The 12,639-nt window shown below is 40.0% G+C and carries 11 protein-coding genes; 5 read left to right on the forward strand and 6 right to left on the reverse strand.

The genetic code is table 11. The features are described 5' to 3' along the window. Positions 1-25: 25 nt before the first annotated feature. Positions 26-2,311: a TonB-dependent receptor gene (locus B9Y87_RS08010; RefSeq protein WP_085497906.1), complete on the forward strand. Its 2,286-nt coding sequence runs from the start codon at positions 26-28 to the stop codon at positions 2,309-2,311. Positions 2,312-2,378: 67 nt separating this feature from the next. On the opposite strand, the gene B9Y87_RS08015 is transcribed toward B9Y87_RS08010, so the two are convergent. The 5 genes from B9Y87_RS08015 to folE all read right to left on the reverse strand — a co-directional run bounded on the left by B9Y87_RS08015 (position 2,379) and on the right by folE (position 6,078). Beyond that, positions 2,379-3,254 carry a sterol desaturase family protein gene (locus B9Y87_RS08015; RefSeq protein ID WP_085497908.1) on the reverse strand — a complete coding sequence of 292 codons (876 nt, stop codon included), beginning with the start codon at positions 3,252-3,254 and terminating at the stop codon, positions 2,379-2,381. 34 nt (positions 3,255-3,288) lie between these two features. Next, positions 3,289-3,768 carry a monoheme cytochrome C gene (locus tag B9Y87_RS08020; RefSeq protein ID WP_085497910.1) on the reverse strand — a complete coding sequence of 160 codons (480 nt, stop codon included), beginning with the start codon at positions 3,766-3,768 and terminating at the stop codon, positions 3,289-3,291. Beyond that, on the reverse strand, positions 3,769-4,989 hold the full coding sequence (locus tag B9Y87_RS08025; RefSeq protein WP_085497912.1) for a sulfite oxidase: 1,221 nt from the start codon (positions 4,987-4,989) through the stop codon (positions 3,769-3,771). A gap of 117 nt (positions 4,990-5,106) precedes the next feature. Next, complete coding sequence (locus B9Y87_RS08030; protein WP_085497913.1) at positions 5,107-5,409, reverse strand: hypothetical protein; 303 nt, start codon at positions 5,407-5,409, stop codon at positions 5,107-5,109. A gap of 69 nt (positions 5,410-5,478) precedes the next feature. After that, a complete protein-coding gene (folE, locus tag B9Y87_RS08035) occupies positions 5,479-6,078 on the reverse strand; it encodes a GTP cyclohydrolase I FolE (protein ID WP_085497915.1) in 600 nt (199 codons plus the stop codon). 208 nt (positions 6,079-6,286) lie between these two features. Between folE and B9Y87_RS08040 the strand changes: the two genes are divergently transcribed. The 3 genes from B9Y87_RS08040 to B9Y87_RS08050 are packed head-to-tail and all read left to right on the forward strand — an operon-like array spanning position 6,287 to position 8,270. After that, positions 6,287-6,949, forward strand: a complete 663-nt coding sequence (locus tag B9Y87_RS08040) for an ABC transporter ATP-binding protein (protein ID WP_085497917.1) — start codon at positions 6,287-6,289, stop codon at positions 6,947-6,949. After that, entirely contained in the window at positions 6,946-7,509 is a 564-nt protein-coding gene (locus tag B9Y87_RS08045; protein ID WP_085497918.1) for a CPBP family intramembrane glutamic endopeptidase, read from the forward strand. Before B9Y87_RS08040 ends, B9Y87_RS08045 begins: the two co-directional genes overlap by 4 nt. Continuing rightward, the gene (locus B9Y87_RS08050) at positions 7,506-8,270 is read left to right on the forward strand and encodes a TIGR02757 family protein (protein WP_085497920.1); all 765 of its coding nucleotides are present in this window, start codon (positions 7,506-7,508) and stop codon (positions 8,268-8,270) included. Before B9Y87_RS08045 ends, B9Y87_RS08050 begins: the two co-directional genes overlap by 4 nt. 226 nt (positions 8,271-8,496) lie before the next feature. Here the strand turns inward: B9Y87_RS08050 and B9Y87_RS08055 are convergent, their stop codons facing one another. Next, on the reverse strand, positions 8,497-10,308 hold the full coding sequence (locus B9Y87_RS08055) for a glycoside hydrolase family 15 protein (protein ID WP_085497921.1): 1,812 nt from the start codon (positions 10,306-10,308) through the stop codon (positions 8,497-8,499). Positions 10,309-10,411: 103 nt separating this feature from the next. Here B9Y87_RS08055 and B9Y87_RS08060 point away from each other — a divergent pair, with 103 nt between their 5' ends. Beyond that, positions 10,412-12,619: a bifunctional alpha,alpha-trehalose-phosphate synthase (UDP-forming)/trehalose-phosphatase gene (locus B9Y87_RS08060; RefSeq protein ID WP_085497923.1), complete on the forward strand. Its 2,208-nt coding sequence runs from the start codon at positions 10,412-10,414 to the stop codon at positions 12,617-12,619. Positions 12,620-12,639 lie beyond the last annotated feature (20 nt).

The raw sequence follows: 12,639 nt of genomic DNA on the forward strand, positions 1-12,639 counted from the left end.
GCGCCCTTACCTATAAAAAAATTAAATGAAAAAAGTAATACTGTCAATACTCTGCATTTTGACATTTATATCAGCGAATTCGCAAAATACCTTATCCGGGAAAATTAGCAATAAGGAGAACCAGGAAGGTCTGGAACAGGTCTCCCTCTACTTTCCTCAAATGGAAAAAGGTGGTGTTACCAACGATGTTGGGGAATACAAAATTGAAGGTCTACCTACGGGGACCTATAAAATAGTAGCATCCTATATCGGTTTCCAAACATTTTCAGCAAATATTACTATAGAAAAAGGCAATAATTCCTTGGATATTTCTTTGCTTCCGAGTGCTATTGAAATGGAAGAAGTTATTGTATCTACCCCGTTCCATAAGTTACAACGTGAAAACGTTATGAAGGTAGAGTTTGCTAAGCTTTCATCACTTAAAACCCAAGGGGCCCCTACTCTTGTGGAAGGTTTAGGCGCCATTCCCGGCGTAGATGTAGTTTCTACCGGTGTAGGTATAGGAAAACCGGTAATCAGGGGGCTTACTTCGAACCGTGTTTTGGTGTATACACAAGGTATTCGCCTAGAAAACCAGCAGTTTGGAGCGGAACATGGTTTAGGGGTAAACGAGGCAGGAATAGAAAGTGTTGAGATCATAAAGGGTCCAGCATCCCTTTTATATGGATCCGACGCTATGGGTGGAGTACTTTATTTAAACCCTGAAAAATTTGCATCCCCAAACAGCACGGAGGGCGATGTAAATTTCAACTACAATAGCAATACCCTGGGTATAAGCAGTGGTGCTGGAATAAGAACCTCGGGCGAAAAATTTAAATATCTTTTGCGATTGGCAACTAATAACCATGTTGATTATTTAGGTGGGGATGGCAATAGGGTTACCAACTCCCGATTCAATGAGAAAGATTTAAAGGCGGGATTTGGCTATCAGGCAACCTCGTTTAAAAGTGATATAAGATACAATTACAACCAATCCAATTTGGGGATTCCGGAAGAGGTGGGCTTGCAAACCACCTCCAGATCACCCGATCTGCCTTATCAAAAATTGGACAACCACATTTTGAGCTCCAACTCCAAAATATTTTTCAACAACTCCAATTTGGACATCACTCTAGGTTATATTGGAAATAACCGGAAGGAGTTTGAAGACCACGATCACCATGAGGAAGAGGAAGAGGGCCACGAGGAAGAGGAAGAAGACCATGCGGAAGAAGAAGGTCATGAAGAAGCTGCCTTGGACATGAAGCTTAACACCTTTAATTATAACCTGCAGTACCATCTCCCTAAATCGGGCAAGTTTGAAACTGTTGTTGGCGTGCAAGGAATTTATCAAACCAATAAAAATTATGGGGAAGAGATTTTAATTCCGGATGCCACTACCCAAGATATAGGCTTTTTGGGGACTACCCATTTTCACCTTGATCAAAACAACGATTTTCAAGTGGGATTGCGCTATGATCATAGGCAAATAGATGCCAAGGCCTATGGGAGTAGCGGGGAAGAAGGATATATTGCCCCCTTAAAACGTAACTTTAATAGCTTTAATGGCGCCTTGGGATACAAGAACAATATTTCCGAGCAATTTACTGGTAGGATCAATGTGGCTACTGGGTTTAGGGCTCCCAATTTGGCTGAGCTTACTTCTTATGGTACCCATGAGGGCACCAATAGGTTTGAAATTGGAAATAGGGACCTAAAGAACGAGCAAAACCTACAAATTGATCTGGCATTGGAATTTCAAAATGAACATTATGAATTTTTTCTAAATGGTTTCCACAACAGTATAAGGGATTATATCTACATTGCACCAAGTGGAACCCTTATGGATGAAACCCCTGTTTACAACTATCTACAACAAGATGCCATCTTATACGGAGGGGAAATTGGATTTCATTTGCATCCCCATCCTTACGATTGGTTGCATATTGAGAGTAGTTATCAAACGGTGTTCGGTGAATTGAAGAGCGGTGAAGCCTTACCGTTGATACCGGCCAATAGATTAACCAATACGTTCAGGGTAGAGTTCCATAATGCCTCGGGATGGTGGCTTAGGTCCAATGCGTTCATTACTTTGAATACCACCTTTAAGCAGGGGAAAGTGAGTGCCTTTGAAACAGTTACCCCTGGGTACTCCCTTTTAAATGCCGGTTTAGGAGGGGAAATTCAATTTTTGAAAAAATCCATGAATATCAATATTAGCGCTAACAACCTATTGGATAAAAAATACATTGCCCATCTATCCCGTCTAAAAAGTGATGGTATTTTAAATATGGGAAGATCGGTTGTTGTTGGTCTAAATATTCTACTGTAGCAGAAGTTCGCAAAGTGGGGTCTTTATTTTAAATTGGATCCAACAATTATTCCAACACAAGAAACACCTACGGCTTCGATTTTTTTAGGCCGTAGGTTATTTGTTTCCAAAAAGTATTTGGAATTTCCCCATCCCCTCTAAAGCCCAGTTCAATGGTGCCACTATCTTCAGGGATATAATTGGTCCTAAAAATATAATCCCAGAGACTGAGGCTAATTCCAAAATTTACGCCATATTTTCCATCGGGTAAATCATGGGCATGATGATATAAATGCATTACAGGATTATTTAGAATGTATTTTAAAGGGCCCCAGGTTATTTTGATATTGGCATGGTTGAAATGCCCAATGGCTATGGCAAAGAAATGGACAATATAGGCTTGTTCGGGTTCAAAACCTCCCAAGATCAGTACACCGAAAGTCTTTAAGGGTTTATAGAATATATTTTCCATCCAATGATAACGCAAGTGGGCTGCAAAACCCATTTCTTTTACACTGTGGTGTATTTGATGGAATTTCCATAGAAATGGGTATTTGTGGAGCAAAATATGGGTAAACCACTGTACAAAGTCCAAAATAAGGAAAAAGATCAATAATTGAAGCCAATTGGGAAATTGGGACGTATCCATAACGGCAAGACTACCTTGCCTTATCCCCAAATCGCTGAAAAGAAGGCCCAATAACTTGTAAAACCCACTTATGGCAATGGCGAAAAGGAAAAAATTGAAGAACATATAAAAGCCATCCAACCAAAAATCCCTTCTAAAAATAGATTGTTCCTTACGCCATGGAAACAAAATTTCCAGCATCCATACCACAAGCGAAATAATTATTAGTCCCCAAAAATAATTGGTATACCAGGGCACCTCGAATATTATGGATTTCCATGTCCAGTTCGCAGTTCCTACAATCGCATTGATGAAACCTTCAAAATATTTTTCCACGATTTTTTTCCTTTACCTCATTGTCCAATATCCATCACTGCTCCAATGGGTACCATTCTATATTGGTCAGCGCCTCCCTTCTTCCCTTACTTTTGGGTGGATAATTGGTGACCAAATAATTCACAATAACCTTTTCGTTATCTCCTAGATCCCATAAGTTCTGTGTTTTTTGCATCCAGCGAATGGTCTCTATCCATCGCTCCTCGTTCATTCTATTCTGTATGACCAATTGCGCGGAATGACAATTGGTACAGTTGTTGACCACGGTCATTAAACCCTCCCCATCCTTAAATCCCGTTCTTAGGTGGATACCGTTCTCTATTTTATCCCAATCTTCATCAGGGTCAACATCAACAACTTCTGAATTTGGGGTATCTTTTTTGGACGAAAATACGGACGGATCCATCATATAAATAACGCCCAAAACACCAATAAGTAGTACCATAGCAAAGGAAATCACCAAAATGCCATAGAAAGACTTTACCTGTTTTCTAAAATTATCCTGTTTGCTCATTTAACTTATTTTTACGGCAATCCTATGGCATGCATTGTTCAAGTATCCTTTAGGGTTCCATCCCGGCAAGAGCATGGGCTGACTTACGCCATTGGAATCTGTAGCCCGTGCCCATACTTCGTAATATCCAGATTTTGGAAAACTGATACTCGCCTTAAAATGCTGCCAAGCCAATCGGTTTACAGGTTTTTCCAACGAGCATTCGGACCATGTAGCTCCAAAGTCGATGGAATAGGATACCCTGGAAATTTCCAATTCCCCGGCCCAGGCGTGCCCCCTAATATTCAATTTTTTTCCCTTAGGAATCATGGCTCCGGATTTAGGGTATGTAATCAAGGATTTCACGGGCATGGATTCTATAATACACATGTCCTCATTTTTTACCTCTTCACCCGGTGCAACGGGGTTACAAGGTACCTTATAGGAGGATCCTGTCATTTTTTCCCCATCATGGACTATATTTCTCACGCTAATCCTATTTACCCATTTTCCTGAAGTAGAGGCCGGCCATCCCCCACAAACCAGTCGCAAGGGATACCCGTGGACCAAAGGAATATCCTCACCGTTCATTTTAAAGGCCAACAAGGTTTCATCCATCATGGCTTTGGAAATAGGAACCCCCCTTGATATGGGTTCTTTGTTGGGATCTCTACTTAGATGTTGGTCTGCGGCATGATAGCCTATATAAACGGCATCGTCCTTAATACCAACCTCATTAAGTACATCCTTTAAACTAACCCCTGTCCAAGAGGCACAGCCTACGGCCCCTATGGTCCATTGGTTTCCCTTTGCGGGCGGATCAAATTCGCTTCTTCCATTGCCCCCGCATTCTAATGTTAGTTGGTAGGTGTGATGGGCGAATTTGGATTTTAATTCTTCCAAAGTGAAGGTTTTCTTTTCTTTTACGGATTCACCATCAAAAGTTATGGACCATTTCTTGACATCGATATTTTCCGGAACCAGGCCATTGTTTCGGATAAACATATATTTATTCGGGGTAATCCTATCGTCCAACAAATGGGCCACCGCCTCCATATTCCACGGTTTGCTGTTTAGGACTACCATTTCCTTATCCTTATCGAACATTTGAAATGGGTCTGGATCCTGAAGCCCCAAAAGGGTGTAGTTTTCCGGAATTTTAGCGCCATATACGATATCCAAACCCAGTATTCCTACCAAAGAACCCAAGCCGGTTTTTTTGACAAAATTTCTTCTTTTCATTTATCTAATATTATAATACTAGATAAATCTAAGAAAGATATCGGAAAACTTGAGTAACATAGGTCACTTAATAAGTTTAAAGCTGTTAATAGGGGGTATTCAAACTTGATAATCAAATTACTTGGCCGATATGATTTTTTCGTTTTTAGCGGACTTCAAAACATAGGTATAAAGCCACATGATCGTAAAGGTTGGAACAACATCCAAACCAGGCAACATTTCTTCAACAAAGGTTATCACCCCTGCGGCACGTCCTATCTTTCCCTTGTACAATCTGGTCATTAGCCAACCCGCCACGGGAGCCCAGATGACGTCCGAAAACTCTCCAATCCCAGGAACAACAAAAGAGAGCATTCCTATCCCGTCAAAAAGTAACCCCAAAAATAGGTTTCTTAATTTATGATCTTTCAATGTAGATATATTTATGAATTACAGTAGCTACAAATCAAATAAGATGCCAAAATTCTACACCTTTCCTGGTACAAGGTACTATGATAAATTTGAGCTTATCAATTTTAAAAATTCGTTACGAGTTTCTATTTTTTCAAACTGGCCTCTAAAGCCAGAAGTTGTCGTTACGGAATTTTGCTTTTGCACCCCCCTCATCATCATACACATATGCGAGGCCTCTATGACCACTGCCACACCCTGAGGCTTTAAGGTGTTGTTTAGACACTCTAGTATATCATTGGTGAGTCGCTCCTGTACCTGTAATCGTCTTGCAAAAACATCCACCACCCTAGGTATTTTACTTAGGCCAACGATGTGGCCGTTGGGGATATAGGCTATGTGGGCCTTCCCAAAAAAAGGCAGCATATGGTGCTCGCACAAAGAATAGACCTCAATATCCTTAATGATCACCATTTCGTCATAAGACTCCTTAAACATGGCTCCTTTTAGAATTTCCACCGCATCCTGTTTATAACCTTGGGTTAAAAAAAGCATTGCCTTCGCAGCTCTTTCAGGAGTTTTTATGAGTCCGTCCCTGTTGAGGTCCTCTCCTATTTCATTGATAATAGAGGAGTATCTGGCCTTGACCTCATCGGTGATTTCCAGATTGTATTCTTCCAAATTTCTATATTGTGTCATAAAAGCCTTGTCCTATAATTTAAGCAATTGTCGCCTTCACAATATAATCATTACCGTATTATTAAAAAAGGAATATCCTATAGGAATTTGTTCTTACTGGTTGTAGTTCGATTACTCGGTATAAAATTGAACAAGAAAAAGACTTGTAGCCAATAACTATTTTGTATTCTTCTTGGTAATGTTTACTTTCAACCCATAATTTGTAATAATGATCAAGGCTACAAACATCAATAAGTTTTACGGCAATCTCCAAGTACTCAAAGGAGTGGATTTGCACATTAAAAAAGGAGAAGTGGTATCAATTGTAGGCCCTTCTGGAGCCGGCAAAACTACTCTCTTGCAAATACTGGGCACTTTGGATACCCTAAGCAATAAGAATGACAGTAGTCTGTTGATTAATGATGAGGACGTAACTAAAATGTCGGATAAGGCCATGGCCAAATTTCGAAATAGCCATATTGGTTTTATTTTTCAATTCCATCAGTTGTTGCCAGAGTTTACGGCCTTGGAAAATGTCTGTATCCCGGCATTTATAAAGGGTACAAAAAAGGAAAAGGCAGAATTACGTGCTGCAGAACTTCTGGAATTCCTAGGGCTTTCCCATAGATTACAGCACAAGCCCAATGAACTTTCCGGCGGAGAGCAACAGCGGGTAGCTGTAGCTAGGGCTTTGGTGAACAGCCCTTCTGTTATTTTTGCGGACGAACCCAGTGGTAATTTGGATTCTGAGAGTGCCGATAATCTTCATAAATTGTTTTTTGATCTTCGTGATGCCTTTGGACAAACTTTTGTCATTGTAACCCATAATGAGGAACTTGCCAATATGGCCGATAGAAAGCTGATTATGGTGGACGGCTCCATTACCCGATGAAAATACTTGCCAAGGTCTGGAAATTTACAAAAGCCCCTGCTTATAAGCGCTTGGACCATGTTCCAAACCCTTTAAAATTGAGGATTGTTGCAGCACTTCTGCAATGGGGTATTGTTATAGGTGTCACTATAGGAATAATTAACCAATGGTTGATAGGTCTTTTGAAAATGGATCTAGGCGAACACGCCATTGAAAAATTTTTAGAGAACTATTCCATGGTTACTCTTTTTCTTATGGCGGTAGTCATTGCTCCAGCCATAGAGGAGATTTTGTTTCGGGGCCCATTGATCTGGTTCAAGAACAAGACCTTTTTCAAATATATTTTTTATGCCTCTGTTTTATTATTTGCAGCCGTTCATTTGACCAATTTCGAATTGTCCGAGCAAGTATTTAATATAGCTCCGCTATTGGTGGCGCCACAATTGATCTTAGGGGTATTTTTGGGGTATGTGCGCGTTAAGTTAGGATTATTGTGGTCTATATGCTTGCACTCTTTGTATAATGGTATACTAATTACTCCCATACTTCTTTTTAAGTATTTAAATTTCCCATTGGCATGACACAGGAAGAATTGAAAGAATTTTTGGATGCGAAGGTAGAACAATACAATCGTCCGGATTTTTTATCCACAGATCCTCTCCGGATACCTCATGGATTTACGAAAAAGGAAGATATTGAGATCAGTGGATTCTTAACCTCCACTATTGCTTGGGGCAATAGAAAAAGTATTATAAACAATTCGGAAAAAATGATGGAATTGTTGGAAAACTCCCCTTTCGACTTTGTAATGAACCACCAAGCAAAAGATCTGGAAAAACTTCAAGGGTTTGTTCATAGAACTTTTAACGGGGCGGATCTAATGTATTTTATACGGAGTTTAAAAAACATCTACCGCCAATATGGGGGATTGGAGAACACCTTCGCCTTGAAAGGAGATGTAACATCCCTACAAATGTCCATTTCCCAATTCAAGACCGTTTTTTTTGAGCTGGACCATCTTACAAGAACCACAAAACATGTTTCCGACCCTCAAAAAGGCTCCGCAGCCAAAAGGATCAACATGTTCTTAAGGTGGATGGTAAGAGACAATAACAGCGGAGTGGATTTTGGAATCTGGGATAAAATTTCACCTTCGCAATTGTCATGCCCCTTAGATGTTCATACGGGCAATGTGGCCCGAAAATTGGGGCTGATCCAACGCAAACAGAACGACGGCAAGGCCTTGGCGGAATTGGACGCCAATCTTAGACGATTGGATCCCCACGATCCGGTAAAATATGATTTTGCCTTATTTGGCCTGGGTGTATTTGAGAAATTTTAGTTCCAATCAAAAATTATTAGTGAAACTCAATTTTGAGAAGTCCGTAAGACGCACTCAAAATTGCAAGTTGAACTAATCTCGCCTTTTTCGGCGGAATCTATATGCAATACCCCGACCCTTGGATCGATTCCTATTATTGGATGAAGGGCTTGCCCTGAAGCTAAATACCTTTTACTATCCCCTTAACCGTAAAGGATTGCCTTTAAAATTTATTTGGCCAACTACATCATTTATCATGGTCCTTAAGGGATTCCAAAATTTCCATTTCACTGTGTTTTTTGGAAAAGTTCATAGCACATTCTATTAGCGCCAAGTGCGAATAGGCTTGCGGGAAGTTCCCTAGTAACCTTTTGGTCTTAAAATCTATATCCTCACTGAACAGGCCCAAATGATTGCTGTAACTTAATAATTGATCAAAATGTTTCATGGCCTTTTTTTCATGACCTATCTTAAAGAGACTGTTTATAAACCAAAAGGTACAAATGGTAAAAGATGAAGAGGGTAGTCCAAAATCATCTTCGTTTTTATACCTGTAGAGTAATCCATCATTGCACAGCTCTTTTTCAATGGCCAGTACCGTGCTGACATATTTTGGGTCTTTGGGATCGATAAATCCGTAGGATTCCATCAATAATACCGAGGCGTCCAAATGCGGTGAACCGTAGGATTGTGTAAATGCCTGTTTCTCTTCATTCCATGCGTGTTGATGGATATCTTCCCTAATCTGTTGTTCCAGAGTACGCCATTTATCCACTTTTCTCTGCTTTCCAAAAAGTTCGGCCACTTTAATGGCCCTGTCGATAGCCGTCCAACACAAAATTTTGGAAAATGTAAAATGCCTATCTTCCGTACGAAATTCCCAAATTCCCTTATCGGCTTCTTGCCAATGTTTATTTACTATCCAAACGATTCCCTTGGTTATTCCCCAAAGCTCTTCCCCATTTTCTATTTCCGTGTCGAACTTTTCCAATTGGGTATATATGACGTCCATTAGGATCCCATAAATATCATTTTGTCGCTGCTTGTAAGCCGCATTTCCTATTCTTACAGGTTTGGAACCCTTGTACCCTTGCAAATGGTCCAACGTTTCTTCGGTCAACTTTTTTTCTTTGTTGATGCCGTACATGATCTGCAATTTCTCATCCTTATCAGGAATAAGATCTATTATAAATTGTAAATAACGTTTGGCTATATTTTTATGCCCTAATTGTCCAACCACCTTGATAACCATGGAAGCATCCCTGATCCAACAAAAGCGATAGTCCCAGTTTCTAACCTCGCCAATGGTTTCCGGAAGAGAGGTAGTGGCGGCAGCGAGAACCGCCCCGGACTTGTCGTAACTCAACATTTTTAGGGTTAGGGCACTTCTTTTTATCTCGGCATCATATTTCTTATAAGTAGGTGTCTTGCTAGACCAATTTAACCAATAGACTTTGGTGCGCTCCAGTTCCAAATACACCCTTTCCAGGGTTGGTTCCAATATCTTTTCATTGTAACCCAGAAGAAAATAGGCATCACTTTCCAGAACTATTTCACTTTTGGACATGATATCCTCTTTGTCCAATGAAGTGTAGAGAAAAAAGGTGTCGAACTTTACCTCATGGGTTAAACTGGCAACAAAATTTTCCTTGACATAGGTATTTGTTTTCCCCATGGCATACTCCAATTTAGGGTCGTACAAAACCTTGAAAACGGGTTTGCCCGAAAGGTGTTTTACATACCTTATAATTTCAGGTGGTGCATTGTAGCCTCCGCTCTGTTTGTAATAACGGGGCATAAAATCCTGTATCTCAAAACTATTTTCACCGTCGGAAAATGTAGTGACTAAGATTGCGGTAAGGGGAATATATTTTTGTTCTATAGTATAAGTATCATCTACCAGGATTTCAAAGCTGCCTCCTATTTTATCATCAAGAATTTTTGCAAAAATAGAGGAGGAATCAAATTCGGGTAAACAGCACCAGTCCAATGAGCCCTTCTTGGAAATCAACGCCGCACTTCTACAATTTCCTATTATACCGTAGTCTAAATTATCCATATATCATTTTATTCTTTAAATAAACCTAATTAGTAGGTTTTACACATCATTTTACCGAAATTTAAGGAAATTTAATGCGAATAACCCTTAAAAAAAGCAAATTATGGACAAAACTATCATAATCTCAAATAGACTACCCGTACAATTACAAATTGACAATGGAAGTATTACTGCAATACCAAGTGTAGGCGGTTTGGCTACGGGCATGAAATCCGTTCACTCGGGAGGTGATAGTTTATGGATCGGCTGGAGTGGATTAACCGATGAAGAGATTCCGGACGGACTTGCACCTGAAATTGATAAGGCATTGGCAAAACACGGTTCGTCCAAAGTAAATCTAACTTCTGAGGAAGTGGATGGTTTTTATTATGGATTTAGTAACCGTACCATATGGCCTCTTTTTCATTATTTTTTGGAATATTCAGAGTTTGAGCTGCAAAGTTGGGAAACCTATAAGGCCGTTAATCAAAAATTTGCAGATGCCATTCTCAAGGTAGCTGGGCAAAACGATACTATATGGGTACATGACTATCAATTAATGTTGGTGCCACAAATGGTAAGGGAAAAGCGCCCCAATATTTCCATTGGGTTCTTTTTACATATTCCCTTTCCATCCTACGAGATTTTTAGGACCATGCCTTGGCGTAAGGAAGTTCTTATGGGATTGTTGGGATCGGATTTAATAGGTTTCCACACCTATGATTACGAAAGGCATTTTCTAAGTTCTGTACGCAGATTATTGGGGCTTGAGGTAAGTTTTAACGATATCTATTTGGAGGACAGGGTCATTAAAGTGGATTCCTTTCCCATGGGTATCGATTACAAAAAGTTTAGCGAAGCGGCAAAAAAGCATGATGAAAACAAAACCGGTGAGCGTTCCGAATTACAGCGTAGACTAGACATGCACAAGGAATCGGACCCGGAAGCCAAATTCTTTTTATCAATAGACCGATTGGATTATTCCAAGGGGATTGCTAAAAGGCTTAATGCCTTTGAATACTTTTTAACCAAATATCCACAGTACAAGGAAAAGGTTAGGCTAATTGTACTGGCGGTGCCCTCAAGATCCAATGTTCCACAGTATCAATTGTTGAAAAAGGAAATAGACGAATTGGTGGGGAGGATCAATGGGGAATTCTCTACAGTGAGCTGGACACCTATATGGTATTTCTACCGCTCCATGCCTTTCGAGAATCTAATAGATCTTTATACCTCCAGCGATATAGCCTGGCTAACCCCTATACGGGACGGAATGAACCTGGTAGCCAAAGAATATATTGCAACCAGAACCGATAAGACCGGTGTCCTTATCTTGAGTGAAATGGCCGGTTCCGCCAATGAAATGAATGAGGCCCTGCTTATTAATCCCAATAATTTTGAAGAAATTGCGGATACCCTTTATGAGGCCATCAATATGCCGGTGGAAGAACAGAAGGCAAGAAATGCCATTTTGCAAAAAAGATTGGAAAGGTATAACGTTGAAAAATGGGCCAATGATTTTATGACCTCCTTGAAAAATCAAAAACTAATAGACCATTCCTATAAGTCGCGCAAGTTGTCCAATGACATTTTGGGCGATATTAAAAAGGAATATAAGAAAGCAAAAAAAAGATTAATGTTCCTGGACTATGACGGCACCTTGGCAGGTTTTCACGGAGATCCACAAAAGGCAAATCCGGATGAGGCATTGTATGGATTATTAGACCGGATGTCGGCATTGGAAAACACCGATGTCTATTTAATTAGTGGTCGCGATAAGGATACCTTTACCAAATGGTTTTTGCCAAAGAAGTACAATATGATAGTTGAACATGGCGTGTGGATTTCCGAAAATGGGGAAGATTTCAGAATGTTGGAGAATGTGAAAAAGGATTGGATGGAAAAAATTCACCCGGTACTGGAATCCTTTGTGGATAGGACCCCTGGCAGTTTTATTGAAGAAAAAAACTATTCCTTGGCATGGCATTACCGTAAGACCGATCCAGATTTTGGGCAAAAGCGGGCCACCGAACTCAATACGGTACTTACAAGTCTTATCGCCAACGACGATCTGAGTATACTTAATGGAAATAAGGTTATAGAAATTAAGAGCAGTAATGTAAATAAAGGTCGGGCTGCAATGCGGGTATTTTCGCAACAGGAATATGATTTTGTATTTGCCATAGGGGATGACTGGACCGATGAATTTATGTTTCAAGAATTGCCGGAAAGCGCAATTACCGTAAAAGTAGGTCGACAAAAAACCCAGGCCAGCTATTATATAGATAGCATTAAAAATGTACGTGGTTTATTGGAACATTTTATAGAATAGGTAACAGAAAATCTTTCATT

Source organism: Arenibacter troitsensis, assembly GCF_900177645.1.
GTDB lineage: Bacteria > Bacteroidota > Bacteroidia > Flavobacteriales > Flavobacteriaceae > Arenibacter > Arenibacter troitsensis.

Coding starts and splice junctions, on each gene's coding strand:
- B9Y87_RS08010 (WP_085497906.1), top strand. CDS start 26: ATGAAAAAAGTAATACTGTCAATACTCTGCATTTTGACATTTATATCA.
- B9Y87_RS08020 (WP_085497910.1), bottom strand. CDS start 3,768: ATGAGCAAACAGGATAATTTTAGAAAACAGGTAAAGTCTTTCTATGGC.
- B9Y87_RS08025 (WP_085497912.1), bottom strand. CDS start 4,989: ATGAAAAGAAGAAATTTTGTCAAAAAAACCGGCTTGGGTTCTTTGGTA.
- folE (WP_085497915.1), bottom strand. CDS start 6,078: ATGACACAATATAGAAATTTGGAAGAATACAATCTGGAAATCACCGAT.
- B9Y87_RS08040 (WP_085497917.1), top strand. CDS start 6,287: ATGATCAAGGCTACAAACATCAATAAGTTTTACGGCAATCTCCAAGTA.
- B9Y87_RS08045 (WP_085497918.1), top strand. CDS start 6,946: ATGAAAATACTTGCCAAGGTCTGGAAATTTACAAAAGCCCCTGCTTAT.
- B9Y87_RS08050 (WP_085497920.1), top strand. CDS start 7,506: ATGACACAGGAAGAATTGAAAGAATTTTTGGATGCGAAGGTAGAACAA.
- B9Y87_RS08055 (WP_085497921.1), bottom strand. CDS start 10,308: ATGGATAATTTAGACTACGGTATAATAGGAAATTGTAGAAGTGCGGCG.
- B9Y87_RS08060 (WP_085497923.1), top strand. CDS start 10,412: ATGGACAAAACTATCATAATCTCAAATAGACTACCCGTACAATTACAA.